The organism is Thiocapsa rosea, from assembly GCF_003634315.1.
Classification (GTDB): domain Bacteria; phylum Pseudomonadota; class Gammaproteobacteria; order Chromatiales; family Chromatiaceae; genus Thiocapsa; species Thiocapsa rosea.
The window spans coordinates 678,111-698,967 of sequence record NZ_RBXL01000001.1 but is presented as its reverse complement, the minus strand read 5'-3'; the positions used below and the strand labels follow the sequence as shown (position 1 = coordinate 698,967).

General features: G+C 64.9%; 17 protein-coding genes. 11 read left to right on the top strand and 6 right to left on the bottom strand.

Annotated elements, in window-relative coordinates; translation table 11 throughout:
- Positions 1–126: 126 nt before the first annotated feature.
- Positions 127–825, bottom strand: a complete 699-nt coding sequence (locus BDD21_RS03060; RefSeq protein WP_120795896.1) for a cytochrome b/b6 domain-containing protein — start codon at positions 823–825, stop codon at positions 127–129.
- Between the two features lie 234 nt (positions 826–1,059).
- Between BDD21_RS03060 and BDD21_RS03055 the strand changes: the two genes are divergently transcribed.
- Entirely contained in the window at positions 1,060–1,239 is a 180-nt protein-coding gene (locus tag BDD21_RS03055) for a PA3496 family putative envelope integrity protein (protein WP_007192069.1), read from the top strand.
- Positions 1,240–1,339: 100 nt separating this feature from the next.
- Here the strand turns inward: BDD21_RS03055 and BDD21_RS03050 are convergent, their stop codons facing one another.
- Positions 1,340–4,780, bottom strand: coding sequence for a mechanosensitive ion channel domain-containing protein (locus tag BDD21_RS03050; protein WP_245969378.1), 3,441 nt, complete (start codon positions 4,778–4,780; stop codon positions 1,340–1,342).
- Position 4,781: 1 nt separating this feature from the next.
- Between BDD21_RS03050 and BDD21_RS28485 the strand changes: the two genes are divergently transcribed.
- Positions 4,782–4,940: a hypothetical protein gene (locus BDD21_RS28485; RefSeq protein WP_245969376.1), complete on the top strand. Its 159-nt coding sequence runs from the start codon at positions 4,782–4,784 to the stop codon at positions 4,938–4,940.
- Positions 4,941–5,034: 94 nt separating this feature from the next.
- Here the strand turns inward: BDD21_RS28485 and argA are convergent, their stop codons facing one another.
- The 3 genes from argA to BDD21_RS03035 form a co-directional block, all read right to left on the bottom strand.
- Positions 5,035–6,438 (bottom strand): amino-acid N-acetyltransferase, encoded by a 1,404-nt coding sequence (gene argA / locus BDD21_RS03045; protein WP_120795894.1) that lies wholly within the window; start codon positions 6,436–6,438, stop codon positions 5,035–5,037.
- A gap of 28 nt (positions 6,439–6,466) precedes the next feature.
- A complete protein-coding gene (locus tag BDD21_RS03040) occupies positions 6,467–7,819 on the bottom strand; it encodes a sigma-54-dependent transcriptional regulator (RefSeq protein ID WP_120795893.1) in 1,353 nt (450 codons plus the stop codon).
- Between the two features lie 385 nt (positions 7,820–8,204).
- Entirely contained in the window at positions 8,205–9,851 is a 1,647-nt protein-coding gene (locus BDD21_RS03035) for a sensor histidine kinase (protein WP_120795892.1), read from the bottom strand.
- A gap of 158 nt (positions 9,852–10,009) precedes the next feature.
- On the opposite strand from BDD21_RS03035, the gene sucC reads away from it, so the two are divergent.
- The 4 genes from sucC (at position 10,010) to BDD21_RS03010 (ending at position 14,500) form a co-directional block, all read left to right on the top strand.
- Positions 10,010–11,197 carry an ADP-forming succinate--CoA ligase subunit beta gene (gene sucC, locus BDD21_RS03030; protein ID WP_120795891.1) on the top strand — a complete coding sequence of 396 codons (1,188 nt, stop codon included), beginning with the start codon at positions 10,010–10,012 and terminating at the stop codon, positions 11,195–11,197.
- Between the two features lies 1 nt (position 11,198).
- Positions 11,199–12,071, top strand: coding sequence for a succinate--CoA ligase subunit alpha (gene sucD, locus BDD21_RS03025; protein WP_120795890.1), 873 nt, complete (start codon positions 11,199–11,201; stop codon positions 12,069–12,071).
- Between the two features lie 308 nt (positions 12,072–12,379).
- Complete coding sequence (locus BDD21_RS03015) at positions 12,380–14,005, top strand: NAD+ synthase (RefSeq protein WP_120795889.1); 1,626 nt, start codon at positions 12,380–12,382, stop codon at positions 14,003–14,005.
- A 156-nt stretch (positions 14,006–14,161) separates the two neighbouring features.
- Entirely contained in the window at positions 14,162–14,500 is a 339-nt protein-coding gene (locus tag BDD21_RS03010; RefSeq protein WP_093032757.1) for a P-II family nitrogen regulator, read from the top strand.
- A gap of 195 nt (positions 14,501–14,695) precedes the next feature.
- Here the strand turns inward: BDD21_RS03010 and BDD21_RS03005 are convergent, their stop codons facing one another.
- The gene (locus BDD21_RS03005) at positions 14,696–15,523 is read right to left on the bottom strand and encodes an outer membrane protein assembly factor BamD (protein ID WP_120795888.1); all 828 of its coding nucleotides are present in this window, start codon (positions 15,521–15,523) and stop codon (positions 14,696–14,698) included.
- A 144-nt stretch (positions 15,524–15,667) separates the two neighbouring features.
- On the opposite strand from BDD21_RS03005, the gene rluD reads away from it, so the two are divergent.
- The 5 genes from rluD to BDD21_RS02980 all read left to right on the top strand — a co-directional run bounded on the left by rluD (position 15,668) and on the right by BDD21_RS02980 (position 20,835).
- Positions 15,668–16,615 (top strand): 23S rRNA pseudouridine(1911/1915/1917) synthase RluD, encoded by a 948-nt coding sequence (rluD, locus tag BDD21_RS03000; RefSeq protein WP_211335178.1) that lies wholly within the window; start codon positions 15,668–15,670, stop codon positions 16,613–16,615.
- A gap of 47 nt (positions 16,616–16,662) precedes the next feature.
- A complete protein-coding gene (pgeF, locus tag BDD21_RS02995; RefSeq protein WP_120795886.1) occupies positions 16,663–17,445 on the top strand; it encodes a peptidoglycan editing factor PgeF in 783 nt (260 codons plus the stop codon).
- The gene (locus BDD21_RS02990; RefSeq protein ID WP_120795885.1) at positions 17,438–17,959 is read left to right on the top strand and encodes a glycine cleavage system transcriptional repressor; all 522 of its coding nucleotides are present in this window, start codon (positions 17,438–17,440) and stop codon (positions 17,957–17,959) included. Before pgeF ends, BDD21_RS02990 begins: the two co-directional genes overlap by 8 nt.
- 3 nt (positions 17,960–17,962) lie before the next feature.
- A complete protein-coding gene (gene def, locus BDD21_RS02985; protein ID WP_120795884.1) occupies positions 17,963–18,466 on the top strand; it encodes a peptide deformylase in 504 nt (167 codons plus the stop codon).
- Between the two features lie 266 nt (positions 18,467–18,732).
- Positions 18,733–20,835 (top strand): carboxy terminal-processing peptidase, encoded by a 2,103-nt coding sequence (locus BDD21_RS02980; protein ID WP_120795883.1) that lies wholly within the window; start codon positions 18,733–18,735, stop codon positions 20,833–20,835.
- Positions 20,836–20,857 lie beyond the last annotated feature (22 nt).

Below are 20,857 nucleotides of genomic sequence, written 5' to 3'. Positions count from 1 at the left end.
GTGGATGGCATGCGCCCGATACGGATTGACCGGACCTGCCGCGAAAAACACGCTTAAGTACCAGAACATCGGCCGCCGGGCAACTCAATCGCCGGTGACGGCCGCGTCTGTGTGTGTCGACCTCCGTTACCACGTCGGGATGCTGCCGGGTGGCGGTGGCGGCGGGGGTGGCGGAAGAAGCCCGCCGTCGGCGATCCACACGGCGGCGAAGGCAATGGCCAAGGCCGCGAGGAAGGCGAGCAGGCCGCCGCCGGTTGCCGGTTTCGCCGCCGTGCCCGAGACCCGCTTTCGCCCGTGGATCATGGGCATGACCAGATCGTCCTTGTGCACGAAGCGGTAGAAGAGGATCGCGCAGACGTGCAGTGCGATGAGCCCGCCGATCAACCAGATGTTCTGGCGATGCAACCCGGTGAGCCTGTTGCTGGTCGCTTTGGAAACCAGGTCATAGAGGGGGCCTCTGAAGGCGATATCGTCGTTGGTCATGAGGCCGCTGATCGACTGAAACAGCAGCAGGCCGAGCAAGGCGAGTACGGATAGGGCCGCCAAGGGGCTGTGTCCGAGCCCTTGCCAACGACCGCGCAGATAGTCGATGACCGCGCCCGGTCCGCGCACGAAGTGCCCGAATCGCGCGTAGGTCGACCCCAGGACACCCCAGGCGAGGCGGAAGACGAGCAGGCCCAGGATCGCAATCCCGATGCGTCCGTGCCAAACCATCAGATTTCCGCCTTGCAGGCCGGTCACGAACGCCGCTGCGACGAGCAACGCAAGTAGCCAATGAAAGAGGCGGGTCGGTAGGTCCCAGATCAGGATCGCACGCTCGTTCAAGGCAGGGGCTCCTTTTGCTTCGAATCGATTCGATGTCAGCCCGTTATCTTGAGGCCCGCGATGGCGCGGAGCAACTCGATCGGCGCCGACTCCCCGGTCGAATTGCCGAGCATGACGCGACTCGGGTCGAGGCAGGAGCACATCACGGAGCAAATAATCGCTTGACACCGATCCTTCTTTCGTTTAAAGAGCGGCGAATATTCTAATGCGATTGTGTGACCCGAGGTAGCGGAGATGATGGACAACGAGAGCAGTTACGGCGAGGAAGCCAACGAGCGTGTGCCGTCGATGACCGGCCCGGATTCGCGCGCCCCCGCGGCGAATCTGGCGGTGCGTCGTCGGATCGAGCATATGCGTGAAATCAAACGGCTTCGCGAGCTTCTCGACGACCCCGAGTTCGACGAGCTGGGTTGAGGCCGACGGCCCGCCGGTGGGGCGGGCCTTTCATGTCAGCGAGCCGCCCGGCGCGGCTCCATCCGCCGATCGGATCCGTTCGGCAAATAGGCCCGAATTCTCACGTGCCTTGCGAGACCGACTCCGTCGGCCGAAAGACGTCCCGAGCGGCGGGATCCAAACGAATATCCAGGGGCTCACGCAGCGATAGATGGATATCGCGTTGCGGGAACGCCATCCCGATTCCCTCCTCTTTGAAGCGATCGTAAATCGCCTGATGCAGCTCGGTGGCGACGCCCATCCGGCCGTCGAGCGAGCTGAGATAACACCGCAGGACGATGGTCAAGGCGTTGTCGCCGAACCCCTCGAAGCTGATCAAGGGGGCGGGATCATCGAGCACCCGCTCGTGCTGCTCGGCAACTTGAGCGAGGATGCTCAGTGCCTTGCGCGTGTCGCTTCCGTATTCGATCCCGATCGGGATCGTGATGCGGTTTTGTTGATCGGTCAGACTCCAGTTCAACAAACGCCCCGTGATGAACTCCTTGTTCGGTACCAGGAGCTCTTGCCTGTCCCAGTTGCGGATGGTGGTTGCGCGGATCTGGATGTTGGTCACCACGCCGGTCGTATCGCCGATGGTGACGATGTCGCCGACCCGCACCGGGCGCTCGAACAGGATGATGATGCCGCTGATGAAGTTCGCCACGATCTCCTGAAGGCCGAAGCCGATACCCACACCCAGCGCCGCCACGAGCCACTGTACCTGCCCCCAGTTCAGCCCGAGTGTGCTGAAGGCGACCAGGAAGGCGGCGACCGTGATGGCGTAGCTCACCAGGGTCTTGATCGCATAACGCCCGCCCGCCGAGACGGATTCGGTTTGCAGCAGCAGGATCTCAAGCAGGGCAGGGAGGTTCTTGGCCGCAGCGGTTGCCACGAAGAGGATCACCAGCACCAGGCCCAGGTTGGCCGCCGTCACCGGGACCGGCTGGGCAACGCCGTCGATCATCCCGTCGTAGTACCACAGCGGGATGCGCTCGAGCATGGACAGGGCCGGCAAGACATCCGACCAGGTCAGCCACACCCCCAGCAATGCGGTGAAGAACACCGAGGCATTGATCAGGCGTCGGGTCTGCTCGTCGAGTGCGGCGAGATCCGGCTCGGGCTCGTCCACCTGCAACTCCGAGGCGACCGGGGCAGCGGTCTCATTGCGTTCGGCCTCGGTTTGCGCGCGGCGCGCACTCGCGCGCTCGACCGCCGCCGTCAGTGCCAAGCGCCTCCGCGTCACGATCAGCCAACGTACGATCACCTGATGCAGCACGATCAAGGCAAGCGCGAGCCAGGTCTGTTGCACCAGCGACTCGAACAGGACCCCGGCCGTGTAGACGTAGCCCAGCAAGGCGAGCACCGCCAGCCCTAAGGGCGCGCCGACGATCACCGGAAACCAGAGGTGACGCAGGCGGTTGAACCAGCCCTTCGGGTTGGCCGCGAGCGCGTCCTTCAGAACACCTTTCGTGGGGCTCAAGAGGCGCGCGAAGAAGACGGAGAAACCCACCATGGTCGCGATCGTCGCCAGGCGTCCCAGGCTCCCGCTGAAGGCCGGGTCGCTGTCGTTGTAGAGCACCATGGCCGTCAATGCGACCGGGACGATGTAGATGCTGAACCAATCAAACTCGCGTCTGAGACGTCGTAGGGTTTCTTGGCTCCAGCGAAAGTGTCGGTCGGCGACCCCGCCGGTGATGCAGAGTGTTCGGAACGCACGCAGATAGTAGAGGCCGACGGAGGCGGCGATGAGGGCCGATCCCAGCGCGCGCGTGAAGCCGGTGGTCTCGACGGCTGTCGACAGCTGGAGTCCGATCAGCCACAACAGGAGCGGGATGGGGAGTGCGGCCAAGAGGGTCAGGCCGATGGCCTTGCCGGTATGGCTCAGGCGATCGGTGCGGATCCTGCGCAGCGGCTCGGCCGTGGCGCGGATTGCGCGTCGCAGCGCCGAGAGCTTCCAGAAGAGGGCGGCGATGACGAGCGATACGCCCCAGACCAGGGGCGAGTGCGCTCCGGCGTGCGCCAGCACCCGTGCGACCTCGATCCAATGCTCATGCGCGATGAGCCAGCCGATGGCCGAGGGAAGCGTGGCGAGGGTTTCGAGGCCGACCGGGAGCGTGCTGCGCACCCAAAGCAGCCGTTCGGCGAGATAGCCGTCGTAGCCCTGGGCCGCACGAATCAGCTGGTCTGCGGCGTAGTTGAGCTCGCCGAGCTGGCGGATGTAGTCGTCCTCGACGATCAGCGCTTGGGCGATCAGTCGCAGTCGTTGCTCGAGTGTCGTCTTGAGTTGCTCGCGGACCTCCGGGGCCTGCGCGGTCGGATCCCGGGCGGTGAGCTCGTCGATGTAGGCGTCGAGATTGCGCAGGTGGCGCTGCTCTTCGCGATAGCGGATCTGTCTGAGCGTGGCATCGGCGATCTCGTCTTCGCGATCCTGGATCGCTCGGCGGTATTGGCGCAGATCCGGGATCTGATCGCGCCGCTCCACCAGGATTTGACCGAGCGCCTTGCTGAGTCCGGCGGCTTCGATGCGTTGCTGTGCCGCCTTGAAATCCTGCTCCACGCGCGTGCGCTCGGCCTCGATGCGCTCGATCGCCAGGTCCAAACCCTCGAGGCGGCGTGCCAGATCGCCGGTGGATGTGGTGATCTCTGCGTTCTCCCGGGTCGCCTCCTGAACCAAGGCATGCTTGTCGGCGGCCTCGATCCGCGCGCGTTCCGATTCACGCTGCGCCGCCTCCGCCTCGTCGCGACGCCGCTGGTTTTGCAGCTCCTCGAGCTGGCGCTGCCGGGCTCGGAGGCTCTCCCACTCCAAGGTGGCCTCATCGCGTTGCGCACGATGCAGTGCTTCGCGCGCCGACACACTCAACAGCTCCTGCTCCAACGTCCGAGCCTCGGCCCACAGCGATGCCCGACGGGTCTCCAGCGCCCATCGGCGTGCTTCGCTCGCTGCGGTTTCCGCGCTTTCGCCCCTGGGTTGGCTCAGATCGGCTTCGATCTCGCCGAGCGCGGTCCGGACCTCGGACAAGCGTGCGCGAATGGCGGCGGGTCGGCCCGTACTGCGCTCGATGGACGTGCCCAGCTCGCCGATACGTGTTTCCTGCGCGGTTGCTTCGGCGAGGACGATGCTTAGACGCTGCGCGATCTCATCGGTCGGCAAATCCGTCGGGATCTCGACGGCGTCTTCCTCGGCCGGACCGCGTTGCTCCAGGCGTTGCCGGATTTCCGCGGTCTTTGCGGGCGCCGCCTTCAGCGCTTCGGCGAGCTCGTTGGCCTGTACTTCGAAGGTCCGAGCCGCCTCGAGGTTCGCCAGAGACCGCCGATACTGCTCGGTCAAGGCCGCCTTGCCGGCCTCGTCGAGTGCCGTATCGGCCGCAACCTCGGCGATCTTGGCCTCGATCTGGCTGACCGACGGAAGGCCGTCGTTGGTACTCGCGGGTACGGCCGTGGTCGAGGCGGTAGCGGGGGGCTCGGCCGCGAGCGCGCTGCTCGCAAGCATCATCGAGAAGACAAGAAGGAGGAACGCAAGCAACGTGAATGGCTTCCAAAACCGCCGTTGCTCCGACTGGCCGGACGTTCCTGTTGGTGTAGTCATCATCGGGATCGACATCATCATGATCGGGTCGCAAAAGAACGGCGCCATTGCCTGGTCAGGCGACGGCTCTGCCGTTGGAGTCAGAAAAAGTGGATGATCTTCAGAATCTTAAATCGTGTCCGCTCAAGCGCTTCTAGGCGCGCTCGACGCCGAGCGGACACAATGCCCGCGCAGATCGCACGGGACGCGATTTAAAGGACCTTGATGTAGACCTGCGAGTTGCGCTGGAAGTTGTACAGGGCTTGCCGCTCCATCGGCAGGGCACCGAGCGATGCCGGCTCGAAACCGCGCTCTCGAAACCAATGCGCGGCTTGGGTGGTGAGGACGAACAAGCGTGCGATGCCGCCGGCGCGGGCCATGTCTTCCGTATGAGCAAGCAGCCGATCTCCGCGCCCGGTCGCGCGATACTCATGGTGCACGGCGACGCAGGCCAACTCCGCCATCCCCGCACTCGGGTAAGGATAGAGTGCCGCGCAGGCCGTGATCAGGCCGTCGCGCTCGGTCAGGAAGAAGCGGTCGATCTCGGTCTCCAAGCGCTCGCGCGAGCGCCGCACCAGAACACCGCGTTCCTCCAGCGGGCGCAGCAGCTCGAGGATCCCCGTGACGTCGTCGATACGTGCCGGACGTAGCTCCTCGTAAGGCTCGGCTGAGATCAGGGTGCCGCTCCCGTCGGGTGTGAGGAGCTCGCGCAGCAGCGCACCCCCGCGCCGGCGCCGCACCAGGTGCACGCGTCGGATCCCGTTGCGGCAGGCCTCGGCACCGGCGCGCAGGCATTGGGCGACATCCTCGGGGATCCCGCTCGAGGCGGCGAGCAGGGCGTCGATGTCGCGGGCCAAGAGGTTGGGTCCCAGCAGATCCTGGGGCAATTCACGAGGGTCGCCGTCCGGGGACGCATCCCCGCCGGAATCCTTGACGACGGAATCCTTGGCGACGGGATCCTCGGTGAGAAAGATCAGCTTGTCGGCACCGAGCGCGACAGCCGCGCCGCGCGCCACGTCGGCCGCGCTGAGATTGAAGACCTCGCCGGTCGGCGAATACCCCAGCGGCGGCATCAAGGCGACCGCGCCCTGATCGAGGACCGCCCGCAGCGTTTGACGGTCGATCCGCCGCACCGCCCCGGTGTGGGCGTAGTCGACCCCGTCGATGACGCCCAGGGGGCGCGCCGTGACGAAGTTGCCCGAGACGACCGGGATGCGCACTCCGGCCATCGGCGAGTTGGCGAGCCCGAGCGAGAGCAGTGCCTCGATCTCGACCCGGACCACCCCGGCGGCCTCCTTCACACAGGCGAGTGCGGTCTGATCCGTGATCCGCAACCCGTTGACATAGCGCAGCTGCGCACCGCGGCCGGCGAGTCGGGCCTCGATCTGGGGACGGGCACCGTGCACTAGCACGAGCCGGATACCGAGCCCGTGCAGCAGGGCGATATCGTGGACCAGGTCCGGGAAGCGCGGATCCGCGACCGCCTCGCCGCCGAAGACGATCACGAAGGTGCGTCCGCGGTGCGCGTGGATGTAGGGTGTGGCCTGGCGCACCCAGTCGACGAAGGGATCCCGGGTTGGGGCAGGGGCGTTCGGTTCGGAATTCGAGGGTGTCATGTTCAGTCCGCTCGCGGCATGCGATCGGCTATTCGATGCCGAGCTTGGCGAGACGATAACGCAGCGATCTTAGGGTCATCCCCAGTTTCTTTGCCGCGGCCGTGCGGTTCCAGCGCGTCTCGTCGAGGGCATCGAGGATCGCCTTCTTCTCGATCTCGCCGAGATAGTCCTCGAGCGGAACACTGTCGTCGATCGGTCCCGGGGCCGCGAGCGTCGGAGCGTCGGCCTGCGGTAGATAGAGATCCCCGACCTCGATGACCGGTCCTTCGCTGAGTGCGGTCGCGCGTTCGAGGATGTTTTCGAGCTCGCGGACGTTGCCCGGAAAGCCGTAGTCCATCAATGCCTCGAGGGCGTCCGCCGAGAGGGTCATGGCGGGCTGGCCCTTATGATGCCGGGCGATGCGCAGCAGCATCCGTTCCGCCAGGGCGGGGATGTCGCGGGGGCGCTCGCGCAGCGCGGGCATGCGCAGCTCGATGACGTTGATGCGATAAAAGAGGTCCTGCCTGAAGTGGCCCTTGTCGACCTCCAGGTTGAGATCGCGATGACTGGCGCTGATGATCCGCGCATCCACGGCGACCTCTTGTTGGGCACCGACCGGGCGCACGCTCTTCTCCTGCACGGCCCGCAGGAGCTTCACCTGCGCGGGCAGCGGAAGATCGGCGACCTCGTCGAGAAACAGGGTTCCGCCCGAGGCGGCTTGGAAGAGCCCTTCCTTGTCGCTCACCGCGCCCGTGAAGCTGCCCTTCTTGTGACCGAACAGCTCGCTTTCGACCAGGTCTTGCGGAATGGCCCCGCAGTTGACGGCGACGAAGGGTCCCGCGCCGCGTGGACCTTGCCCGTGGATGAGTCGGGCGGCCAGCTCCTTGCCTGTTCCGCTCTCGCCTGTAATGAAGACCGGCGCCTGGTTGCGCGCGAGCTTACCGATCATCTGCCGGATCTGCTCCATCGCGCGCGAATCCCCGATCAGGCTTGCCCCCGCGGCGCTGCGGCCCTCTTCTCCGGCCGCCGCGGTCTCGCGCAAGCGCAGCGCCGAGCCGACGAGCTGGCGCAGAAGCTGCAAATCCACCGGTTTGGGGACAAAGTCGAAGGCCCCGGCCTTCATGGCGGCGACTGCCGATTCCATGTTGCCGTGGGCGGTGATCATGGCGACGGGCAGATCGGGATAATGCTCGGAGATATGACGGATCAGGTCGATGCCGTTCCCGTCCGGGAGGCTCATGTCGGTCAAGCAGATGTCGAAGCGGTTGCGTTCGAGCTGATGCTTGGCGTCGATGACCGTCATGGCGGTGAGTGCCCGAATATCCATTCGGCCGAGGGTGATCTTCAAGAGGTCGAGGATATCGGACTCGTCGTCGACGACCAGCGCTTGAGCCTTCGTCATTAGGCCAGCTCCCTCGGTGTGGTCAAGGTGGGTGGGTTCGGGGCCTGTTGCCCGGACGCGCGCCAGACGCATTCAGGACATCGTTATCTTCTTCTCTACTGCCCCGTGTCTGCCCTTCAAGCATAACGCGTGGTCGGGTCCGACAGAAGCCGTGCGACCCGCTCGACGCGGTCGCGGGTGCCCGTTAAACCGCGTCCAAACCGCCTCCAGAGCGAGATTCTCACCTTCGAGTGGGCTCGACATTTGGTGCATCCACGCCCCTTAGCGGGGACGCGGTTTAAAATAATATATTTTTAATATCTTAAGTCGCGCCATCTCCCGTAGTCGTCGGAGCCGGCGTGGCCAAGCCATTCCAGCAAATGACGCATACCGGACCGGGCGCGGTTTAACGGGTGAAGTGGAGTCTGAATCGGCTGCCGTGGGGATCGGCGCGCTCGTAGGTGAGATGGATGCCGTTGGTCTCGGCCAATTCTCGGGCGATATACAGACCGAGGCCCGTGCCGCTGGTCTTCGTGGTGAAGAATGGATTGAAGATGTCGCGCGCGGTCTTGGCGTCGATTCCGGGTCCCTCGTCGGCGATCTCGATCAGTGGCTGATCTGCGGTCTCGCCGATCGGCAGGAGGCGGATCTTGATCCGCGGCGGCTCATTGCCGTATCCGCCGTGAATCAGCGCGTTCTCGCAGAGGTTGGAAACGATCTGGTGCAGGTGGCGCGGATCCACCTCGACCGGGTCGGGCGAGAAGGTGATCTCGAGCGTGAGACGGTCCGGTGCGAGTCGGTGGGTCTCGCGAAACTCCTCGGCAAACTCCTCGATCCAGAGTGCCGCATCGATCGACACCGGATCCATGCGGTCGCGGCGCGAAAGCTGGAGAACACTGCGCACCGTCTCGTCGATGCGCGCACTGTTGCGCCGGATGATGTCGAGCAGGTGGCGGTCGTCTTCGGGCAGATCCTTGCCGTCGGCGAAGAGCTGGCTCGCATGGGTGATGGCGCTCAACGGGTTGCGGATGTTGTGGGCAATGCTGGCGGTGAGTGTGCCGAGTGCCGCGAGCTTGATCTGTTGGGCCTCGCGGGTAAGCTCCTGGTTGTCGCGCAGATAGATCAAGGCGCCGGAGGCGCGATAATCGCCGAGAAGCTTAAGGGTCGCACGCAGCTCGCGCTCGCCGACCCGCATGACCGTGCCCTCCGGCGCCGGGTTTTGGACCTGGGTCTCGAGCCACTCGACGACCTCCGGGGAGAAGTCCACCAGTGAGCTGCCGGGCTTAATCGCATCGACGTCGAGGAGCTCCAGGGCGGCCTTGTTCTTCAGGCGCAGGTGACGCTCGCCGTCGACGACGAGGATGCCCGTGTCGAGGTTGGCGATGATGAAGGCGTTGAGCTTGGTCAGATTGGCGATATCGACCGTGCGTCGCGCCGCCATGGCCTCGGCCTCGCGCACCCTGCGGTAGAGCACATGCGCCAGCAGCGCCACGGCGAAGAAGATGGCGCCGAGGAGGCCGGCCTGGGTATAGCTTGCGGTCGCCACGTGCCCGTAAAGGTCCGAATAGATCTGCTCGGTGAGCACGGCAAGGGCGGCGAAGGACGCGAACAGAAGCGCCAGGCGCCCTTCCATCAGGAGCGCCCCGGCAGCGACGGTGACGCCGATCAGGATCCCGATACCGCTTGCGGCGCCGCCCGCGGCATACATCAAGAAGGTGAAGGCGATGATATCGATGTAGATGGCGAGGTGGACCTGGCTCCCGCGGCTCGGCCACCGCGCGTAGAGGTTCAGCCCGCTCAGCAGCACCACAATGGCGTAAAAGATGAGGACGTTCCAGGCCAGCGCGGCGTTGGCGGGCGTGATGAGCGGGTCCAGCGCCGAGGGTGAGAAGAGCAGGATGAGTCCGATCAGCACCACGAGCCGAAACAGAAACAGCCAACGCAGCGCGATCCAGGTCGGATGCGGGTGGCCGGGCTGCCCGGGTTGTCGAGTGCTGTCGGGGCGCGCTGCCGAAATCGGGTGGCCCGCCGTGGATTCGGGGTGATTCGTCATTGGTCGTCTCATGCTCGGACACGCCCTCGGGCGGCGCATTGCGTGCGGAGGATAAATGCGCCTTTGCCAACCTGCCGCGGATTAGACCAGAATGGCGGGGGCCCGGCCATGCGGTCGCGGCGCTTCGGGGTTCGGCACACCGCGACGACGAGCACACCATGAATCTACACGAATACCAGGCGAAACGGCTGTTCAACGAGCACCGGATCCGAATCCCGGACGGCGTGACGGCGAGCACGGTCGAGGAGGCCGTGGCAGCCTGCGGGGCGCTCGGCGGGGAGCGCTGGGTCGTGAAGGCGCAGGTCCATGCGGGCGGGCGCGGCAAGGCCGGGGGCGTGGTCATGGCCGAGAGTCCGTCCGCGGTCGAGAGTGCCGCACGGCGTTTGCTCGGCACGCGACTGGTCACGGGTCAGAGCGCGCCGGACGGCTTGCCGGTCGAAACGCTCCTGATCGAGCGGCCGATGGCGATCGCGCGCGAGCTCTATCTCGGGCTGCTCCTGGAGCGCGAGACCGAGCGTGTCCTCTTCGTCGCCTCGGAGGCCGGCGGGATGGATATCGAGCGCGTTGCGGCCGAGACGCCGGAGCGTTTGCTGCGGGTGCGCGTGCACCCGGCGGTCGGTCTGCAGCCCTATCAGGTGCGCCGCTTGGGTTTCGGGCTTGGCCTGGACCCGAATCAGATCAAGTCACTCGGGCTGCTGATGGAGGGGCTGTATCGCCTCTTCGTCGAGAAGGATGCGAGTCTGGTGGAGGTCAATCCGCTGGTGGTCGACGATCGCGGCGAACTCATCGCATTGGACGCCAAGATCAACCTGGACGACAACGCGCTCTATCGCCACCCGGATCTGGAGGCGCTGCGCGACCCGGGTCAAGAGGATCCGCGCGAGCTGGCCGCGCAGCGACATGAGCTGAGTTACATTAGCCTCAGCGGCAACATCGGGTGCATGGTCAACGGGGCCGGGCTCGCCATGGCGACCATGGATCTGGTGCAACTGCACGGCGGCGAGCCGGCCAATTTCCTGGATGTCGGCGGCGGGGCCACGGCAGCGCGCGTGGCCGAAGCCTTCAAGCTGATCCTCTCCGACACCAATGTCCGCGCCGTGCTGGTGAACATCTTCGGCGGCATCGTGCGCTGCGACCTGATCGCGGAGGGCATCATCGAGGCGGTGCGGGAGGTTCAGGTCTCGGTCCCGGTGGTGGTGCGCCTGGAAGGTACCAATGCCGCGCAGGGCCTGGAGATGCTCGCGCGCAGCGGGTTGGCTGTCGAGACGATGGCGGGTCTCGGCGAGGCGGCCCGGCGGGTCGTGGACGCGGCTGCCGGTCGAGCTGCCGGCTCCGGAGGGGTTTGAGATGAGCGTTCTGGTCGACAGCAACACACGGGTCATCTGTCAGGGCTTCACGGGCAAGCAGGGCACCTTTCACAGCGAGCAGGCGATCGCCTACGGAACCAACCTGGTCGGCGGCGTGACCCCCGGCAAGGGCGGGCAGCGCCATCTCGATCGGCCGGTCTTCGACACCGTGCATCAAGCAGTTCGCGACACGGGCGCGGATGCGACCATGATCTACGTGCCTGCCGCTTATGCCGGCGATGCGATTCTGGAGGCGGCGGACGCCGGGATTCGGGTTATCGTCTGCATCACCGAGGGGATCCCGGTCCTGGATATGGTGCGGGTGAAGGCCGCGCTCGCGGGCAGCCCGGCGGTCCTGATCGGTCCCAACTGTCCCGGCATCATCACGCCGGGTGCCTGCAAGATCGGCATCATGCCGGGGAACATCCATGCGCCCGGCCGGGTCGGCATCGTCTCGCGCTCCGGGACCCTGACCTACGAAGCGGTCTGGCAGACGACCCAAGCCGGTCTGGGCCAGAGCACCTGCATCGGAATCGGCGGGGACCCGATCCAGGGTCTCGATTTCATCGCCTGTCTGGATCTCTTCGAGCAGGATCCGCAGACCGAGGCGATCATCATGGTCGGCGAGATCGGCGGCAGCGGCGAGGAAGAGGCCGCGGAGGTCATCCGCGAGCGGATCTCCAAGCCGCTGGTCGCCTACATCGCCGGGGTGACGGCGCCCGCGGGTAAACGCATGGGACATGCGGGTGCGATCGTCACCGGCGGACGCGGGACGGCCGAGGGCAAGTACGCCGCCCTCGAGCAGGCGGGTGCCGTGACCGTGCGCTCGCCTGCGCAGATGGGGAGTCGACTGGCGGAGCTGCTCGGCGGGTGATGATGGCCGCCAGCCGCCAGCCGCCAGCCGCCAGCCGCCAGCCGCCAGCCGCCAGCTATCAGCCGTCAGCCGTCAGCTATCAGCCGTCAGCTATCAGCTCTCAGCTATCAGCTATCAGCCGTCAGCCAAACCGGGTCGCTCCCTCATACGCCTTTTGCGGAGGCTGGCAGCTCTGAGAGCTGAGAGCAGAGAGCAGAGGGCTAATAGCTAATAGCTGATAGCTGAGAGCTGAGAGCTGAGAGCTAATAGCCGGGGGCCGGCCGTTGGCGGCCACACCAAGCTTCTTGTTGCAACTAGAGGATCCCGCCGTGGGATGTCGTATCCGGGTCGCGCAGTTGAATCTCGTTGTCGGGGATGTCGTGGGCAACGCCGGTCGGGTGATCGCCGAGGCGGCCTCGGCGCGCGCGGACGGCGTCGATCTGTTGGTCTTTCCCGAGCTGACCCTCACGGGTTATCCGCCGGAGGATCTCTTGCTGCGTCCCGAGCTGCTGCAGCGCGTCGAGTCGGCATTGGAGCGGATCCGCGCGGAGTGTCGAGGGGTCACCCTGGTGCTGGGCTATCCGCTTCGGGCCGTCGGCGGGCTGTTCAACGTCGCGGCTGTGGTGCGCGACGGCGAGCTGATCGGTGAGTATGCGAAGCAGCATTTGCCCAACTACAGCGTTTTCGACGAGAAGCGATACTTTCAGGCCGGCGCGACCCCTTTGGTGCTCGATCACCTGGGTTTGAAGATCGGTTTGAGCGTTTGCGAGGACATCTGGCAGGAAGATCCGACACGGCAGGCGGTCGAGGCCGGAGCGCAGATCCTGGTCAACATCAATGCCTCGCCCTTTCATGTCGGCAAGCGTGCCGAGCGCGAGGCGCTGGTCGCGCGTCGGGCGAGCGAGCACGGCATCCCGATCGTCTATGCAAACCTCGTCGGGGGGCAGGATGAATTGGTCTTCGACGGTGCCTCGTTTGTCGCGGATGGCGCGGGTCGGATCCTGCATCGCGCGGCGGTCTTCGAGGAGGATCTGCTCACGTTCGACCTCGATGACGAGGGGCGCCCGGTCGGCGCGTCGCCCGAGTACATCGCGCCGGCGTTCGACGACGAGGCGATGGACGAGGAGGCGAGTGTCTACGGCGCCTTGGTGCTCGGTGTGCGCGACTATGTCCGTAAGAACGGTTTCAGCGGGGCGGTGCTCGGTCTCTCGGGCGGTGTCGACTCCGCACTGACGCTCGCCATCGCCGTGGACGCGCTGGGTGCCGACGCGGTCGAGGGCGTCTTGATGCCCTCGCGCTATACCTCGCAGATGAGCAACGCGGATGCCTTCGAGGAGGCCGAGTCACTCGGCGTGAAGGCCCAGCTGATCTCGATCGAGCCGGCCTTCCGGTCGTTCCTGTCGATGCTCGAGCCGGCCTTCGAGGGTCTGGCCGCGGACGTTACCGAGGAGAACATCCAGGCGCGCTGCCGCGGTATCATCCTGATGGCGATCAGCAACAAGACCGGACGCATCTTGCTGACCACCGGAAACAAGAGCGAGATGGCAGTCGGCTACGCCACACTCTACGGCGATATGGCCGGCGGTTTCGCGCCCATCAAGGACGTGCCGAAGCTCTTGGTGTATCGACTTGCGCGCTATCGCAACCGGTGCTCCCCGGTCATCCCCGAGCGTGTGCTCACGCGTGCGCCCTCCGCGGAGCTGCGGCCCGATCAGACCGATCAGGATAGCCTTCCTCCCTACGAGGTTTTGGATCCGATCCTGCGGCTCTATATCGAGGAAGACGAAGGTGTCGATGCAATCGTCGCGCGCGGTTATCCGGCCGAGATCGTGCGTCGGATCACCCGGTTGGTCGATCGCAACGAATACAAGCGCCGGCAAGCCCCGCCCGGCGTGCGGATCTCCACCCGGGCGTTCGGTCGGGACCGCCGCTATCCGATCACGAGCGGATTTTAGGCTTGGTCTCGAGCGGCATGACTCGCCGCTCGGCGGGTATCGCGTCGACCGCTCGAGAGGTGTCGCCGTCGCGGTTTAACCCGGTCGCTGTTCAAGGCCATGTATGGAACTTATACTCAACGGCTTCGGTAGCCGGATCCCACAATGGAGAGCGTCATGAAGAAGGTTGAAGCCATCATTAAGCCATTTAAGCTGGACGACGTCCGCGAGGCGCTCTCCGCCGCGGGCATCACCGGCATGACAGCGATCGAGGTCAAGGGCTTCGGGCGCCAGAAAGGGCACACCGAGCTGTATCGGGGCGCCGAGTACGTCGTGGATTTTCTGCCCAAGGTCAAGATCGAGCTGGTGCTCACCGATGATCTGGTGGAGACCTGTATCAGCGCCATCACAACGGCCGCTCGGACCGGCAAGATCGGCGACGGCAAGATCTTCGTGTCGGATGTGACGCATGTGGTGCGTATCCGCACCGGGGAAGAGAACGAGGCCGCGGTCTAAACCGCATCCAGAGCGAGATGCTCACTTTCGAGTGAGTTCGACGTTTGGTGCATGCACGGCCCTTGGCGGGGACGCGGTTTAAAATAATATATTTTTGAATATCTTAAACCGCGCCAGCTCCAGCGCTCGTCAAAACGGCCGGGGTCGAACCCATCCAAAAACATCGCATACCGCGCAGGGCGCGGTTTAATGCGGTCAATTCTGATCGAGGCTTAGGTATTCCCAGAGTTTCCGTGCGAGACTGACGTCGCCCGGATCGCGCTCTTCGGCGGCGAATCGGCCTGCCTCTCGGTTCAAGTCGAGAACGCGCTTTGCGTCTGCCGCCAGTTCGCGCTTGCCCAGCGCCGTGTAGGCGTCGATCAACACCTCGAGCGCACTTTCGACGGCACTTGTGCGCTGAAAGCGTTCGATCACGTAGTTTGCGCGGTTCGCTGCAGCAAGGTAGGCGCCGCGGCGCATGTAGTAGCGCGCCACGTTGATCTCGTGCTTGGCGAGATTGTTGCGCAGATAGAGCATGCGCTGCCGCGCATCCTCGGCATAGCGGCTGTCGGGAAAACGCTCGACCAAGACCGAGAAATCCACGAAGGCATCGAGAGCCGAACCCGGATCGCGTTGCGAGGCATCGGTCGGGACATACCGATCCAAAAACCCGACGCTGCGGTTGTAGTTGACCAGCCCTTTGAGGTAGTAGGCATAGTCGACGTACGGGTTTTGGGGGTAAAGCTTGATGAAGCGGTCCGCCGCGGCGATCGCGGCCTCCGGCTCGTCGGCGCGATAATGCGCGTAGGCCACGTCGAGCTGCGACTGCATCGCATAACGCCCGAACGGATAACGCGCCTCCAGTTTCTCGTAATACTCGATCGCCCTGGCATAGTTGCCCGAGTCCAGCTCGGAGGATGCCTCGGCGTACAGTCTGGCTGCGCTCCAGTTCTCGGTAAGATCGATCTCTTTGCCGAAGACGCCGCAGCCGGCGAGCGCGACGGCGAGCACGAGCGCCGGCAGTCGTGTTAACGTTCTTCGCATGAATCAGAGATACCTGTTGATTTCCTCACGCAGTATACCCGAAGCCAATCGTCCTCGCGCGCGAGGATACACCCGCGGCGGATCGGTGAATCGGTCATGACGCACGCCGACACGGACATCCCGCCGCCCGTCGCTTCCGGCCCGATGCGCATGCGACGCGCGATTCGGGTCGAGCCGCAACTCGCGGCCCGCCGACTCGATCAGGTGTTGGCGGCCCTCATCCCCGAGCTCTCGCGCAGTCGGCTGCAGCTTTGGATCGAGTCCGGACAGGTGCGCGTGGACGGGGTGGCCCGGCGCTCGCGCGACAAGGTCTGGGGCGGTGAGCTGATCGAGCTGGACGCGCCGATCGAGCCGCTCGGCGATTGTCTCGCGCAAGCGATTCCGCTGAATCCAGTCTTCGAAGACGAGCAGATCCTCGTGCTCGACAAACCGGCCGGTCTGGTGGTGCATCCGGCGGCCGGGCATCGCGACGGGACCTTGCAGAACGCCCTGCTCAACCACGATCCGGCGCTGGCGAGCGTGCCGCGAGCCGGCATCGTGCATCGCCTGGACAAGGACACGACCGGGCTGCTCGTGGTGGCCAAGACGCTCGAGGCGCACCGCTCTTTGGTCGAGCAGCTGCAGGCTCGGCAGGTCCACCGCGAGTATCGTGCCCTGGTCATCGGCGAGGTGGTCGCCGGCGGCCGCATCGAGGCACCGGTCGGACGTCATCCGACACAGCGAACCCGCATGGCCGTGGTCGCCAGCGGGCGGCCTGCGATCACCCGGTTTCGGGTTTTGGAGCGATTTGCCGGTCACAGCCTGCTCGCCGTCGAGCTCGAAACCGGCCGGACGCACCAGATTCGCGTGCACATGGCCCATACACAGCATCCTCTGGTTGGTGACCGCGCCTACGGTGGTCGGCCGCGACCGCCGAAGGGGGCATCCGCGGGTCTCATCGAGGCGCTTCAGAGCTTCCCGCGTCAGGCGTTGCATGCCTTGCGTCTGGGTTTGGAGCATCCGACGCTCGGGACGGCGATGAGCTGGGAGAGTCCGTTGCCGGCGGATCTCGCGGGGTTGCTCGAGCAGTTTCGCAGCGAGGCTTCCGGGTGAGGCCCATCCATCCCCATCCGCCCGAGCCGAGGAGGATTAAACCCGAGATGATCGAGCCCGATTGGCCCGCACCGGCGCGCGTGCGGGCCTATTCCACCACCCGCGACGGCGGCGTCGGCACCGGCGTCTATGCGAGCCTCAACCTGGGTGATCATGTCGGCGACGCGCCCGAGCGGGTTGCCCGCAATCGCGCGATTCTGCGCGAGCACCTGCAGCTGCCGAGCGAGCCGCTTTGGCTCCGACAGGTGCATGGCTGCCGGCTCGCGGGCGAGGGTTCGGCGATCCCGGGCGATGCACGCCCGCTCGGCGGCTGTGAGGCCGACGGGGCCGTGACCGGCGAGGGCGATGTGGTCTGTGTCGTCATGACGGCTGATTGTCTGCCGGTGCTCATGTGCGACGACCGGGGAACCCGTGTGGCGGCCGTGCATGCCGGCTGGCGCGGTCTGGCCTCCGGTATCCTGGAGCGTGCGATCGAGGTCATGGGTGGGGCATCCGAGCGGATCTTGGTCTGGCTCGGCCCGGCGATCGGTCCGGATGCCTTCGAGGTCGGTCCCGAGGTGCGCGAGCGATTCCTCGAGGCGGATCCGGAGTCGATCGATGCATTCCGTGCCTCGCGCGACGGGCGCTTTCTGGCCGACCTCGCCGGTCTGGCACGTCGCCGGCTTGCCAGGCTCGGGGTGACAGGCGTCTATGGAGGCGGTTACTGTACCCATTCGGATCCAAGACGTTTTTTTTCGTATCGGCGCGACGGCGTCACCGGGCGGATGGCGAGCCTGATCTGGCTCGACGGCGACGGCGACGCTGCAGCGGGAGACGCACTTCATGCCTGATTGGAACATGCTGACCCTGGTCGGTGCCGACCGCCCGGGCATCGTCTCGCGCGTGACGCGAGCGCTTTACACCTGCGGATGCAACCTCGGCGAGGCGTCCATGATCCGCCTCGGCGGCAATTTCACCATCATGCTGATGGTGAGCGGCGAGCGCCCCCGCGAGGAGCTGATGGCCGCCATGCGCCCGGTCGCCGAGGAACTCGGTCTGCGGATCCATCTGGATCCGGTGCCGGGCGGCCTGCACCGGCACCTGCTCCCGAATCTCCAAGTTCGGGTCTTCGGGGCCGATCGTGCAGGCATCGTCGCCGACGTGACGGAGATCCTTGCCGAGCACGGGTTCAATATCCTCGAGCTCGAGTCCGATGTCGCGGGCGATGCGCAACATCCAGTTTACATTATGAACATTCAGGGTTATTGCGAGCGGACCATCGAAGAGGTTCAAACGGCGCTGTCGGCGCTGAGCACCCAAGGCGTCTCCGTGGATGTCGCCCCCGTCGATATCCTGATCGGCTGAGTCATGGCAATCCTCGATATCCTCAAGCTTCCGGACCCGCGTCTGAAGCAGGTCTCCGAGCCGGTCGAGTGTTTCGACGAGGACTTGCGCGGTTTCGTGGCTGATCTGGAAGAGACCCGCTTGGCCGGTCCGGCCGCCGTCGGCATTGCTGCCCCCCAGGTCGGACGCTTTCAGCGCATCGTGATCGTGGATGTTTCGGGTCGTCCGAAGACACCCAATCACGGTTACCTGATCCTGGTGAATCCCGAGATCGTCCATTGGGAAGGTTATGCGATCGGCCGCGAGGGCTGTCTCTCGGTGCCGGACTACACCGGTAATGTCATCCGTGCAACCGGTATCCGCTTGAAGGCGCAGGACCTCGACGGCCGCGAGACCGAGTACGTGATGGAGGGATACGAGGCGCGCGCCGTCCAGCATGAGATGGACCATCTCGACGGTCTGCTGTTCGTCGATCGGGTCGTGAGTCGTCGCACCGATCTGTACCGACGCAAGGTCTACCAGACCTAAACCGCGCCGGGTGCAGTATGCGTCATGTGATGGAGTGGATTGACCGCGCCGGCTCCGAGGACCGTCGGAGCCGGCGCGGTTTAATTGCGGATGACGCTGTGCCCATGAAGAGCTGCCGCGGCGGCCCCATCTTTACCGAACGCTCGGTGTATTTTCTGCGGGCAATGCTCCGCTCGGCGTTGGATCGAGGTCTTTGCGGTTTGGGCCAGAAACCCCGTCCAACCAACGTTGTCTCTCTGCAAAGAGATTGATTACGAGAACCGCTTATGAGATCGCGCCTGTCTCGCCTTGCCTTCGCCGTCGCAGCCTTCCTGGCGGCGACACTTGTCCTTGCATCCCCTCGTCAGATACCCCTTTCGGAGCTGTTCCCGAACCCTGCCCAAACCAAATCGGCGGTCGTGATCAACAAGGTTCTGGAGCGCTTTCACTATAGAAAGGTCAAGCTCGACCACGACTTTGCGCAAGAGGTCCTCGACAGCTATCTGAAGGCACTGGATCCGAGCCGATCCTTCTTTCTGGCCCGCGATGTCGAGCGCTTCAAGGGCGGCGCGAAACGCTTGGACGAAGGGCTGCGTCGCGGCGAGCTCGATCTGGCGTTCGACGTCTTTCGGGTCTATCGGATGCGGGTCGACGAGCGCGTCATCTATGCCGAAGGTCTTTTGAAGGGCTCCTTCGACTTCGATCGCGAAGAGACCTACAGGCTCGACTCTCCGGACGCGCCCTGGGCCAAGGACAGCGCCGAGCTGGACGAGATCTGGCGCAAGCGGGTGAAGAACGATTTCCTGACCCTGCGTATGGCCGACAAGACCGACGAGGAGATTCGCGAACGGCTGAGCGAGCGGTATCAAGGGTTGGTTCGTCGCACCCATCAGTTCGACGGCAACGACGTCTTCCAGACGTTCATGAATGCCTATACCCAGACGCTTGAGCCGCATACGAGCTACATGTCGCCCAGCACCTCCGAGAACTTCGACATCAGCATGAAGCTGTCGCTGGAGGGTATCGGCGCCGTCCTGCGCGCGGACAACGAATACACGGTGATTCAGAGCACGGTCCCGGGCGGTCCGGCCCGTGAGTCCGGCCAGGTCCAGACGGGCGACCGGATCGTCGGGGTTGCGCAGGGTCTCGACGGGGCGATCGAGGATGTCGTGGGATGGCGCCTCCAGGACGTCGTCGACAAGATTCGCGGACCTAAGGGCTCGGTCGTGAGACTGCAGCTTCTGCCCAAATCCGCTGCGACCAACGGCGGCGTGCGCGAGGTTGCGATCGTACGCAACGAGATCAAGCTCGAAGATCAGGCCGCGAAAGGGTCGGTCCTGGACAGTCTGGAGAACGCGCCTGGAATGCGGATCGGCGTGATCGAGATCCCGGCCTTTTATCGAGATTTCCAAGCCGAGGGCTCGGGTGACCGAAACTTCCGCAGCACGACCCGGGATGTGCGCCAGCTGATCGACGACTTGGTCCTGAAGGGCGTCGACGGCATCGTGATCGACCTGCGCGGCAACGGCGGCGGCTCGTTGGCCGAGGCGACCTCGCTTACCGGTCTCTTCATCGATACCGGTCCGGTCGTGCAGGTGAAGGACGCCTTCGGCAAGATCGAGGTCGAGACGGATCCGGAGCCCGGCCTTGCCTACCGGGGCCCCTTGGCCGTGCTGGTGGATCGCGACAGTGCCTCCGCCTCCGAGATCTTTGCCGGCGCTATCCAGGATTACGGGCGCGGATTGGTGATCGGCGAGCCCACCTTCGGGAAGGGGACCGTGCAGACCCTGATCGATCTGAATCGCTATGTCCCCGGGGAGCAAAACAATCTCGGTCGCCTCCGTCTGACGATGGCCGAATTCTTCCGTATCAGCGGCGGGAGCACGCAGTTGCGTGGCGTCGAGCCCGATATTCGTTTCCCGACTGCCGATTTTATGGTCGACCACGGCGAGAGATCCCTCGACAATGCCCTGCCTTGGACTCGGATCCGACCGGCCGAATACAAGAAAGTCGGCTCCGTCAGCGTCGAGCTCCTCGCGCTGCAGTCAGCGGAGCGCGTGTCAAGAGATCCCGGCTTCACGATGCTGGTGGAGCGAAGCAAGCTGATGCGCGATGTCGAGGCCCAAACCCACGTCTCGCTCCAGGAGCGCGCTCGGCGCAAGGACGACGAGCTGCGCGGAAGCGTCTTCAAGGAACAGCAGAACAGCTACCTCCGTGCTCGCGGAATTGCTCCGGTGGACGAGGACTCCGAGGAGCAGGTCGACGAGGACCTGCTCGATGCCCAACGCGAGGCTATCGCGCGCATTCAGGTGGAAGAGGCGGCCCGAATCCTCGCCGATGCCGTCTTGCTCGATCGCACCGAACGGCCGCGTGCGGTGATGCGTGACTGAATCGCGTTCCTCAATGACATGC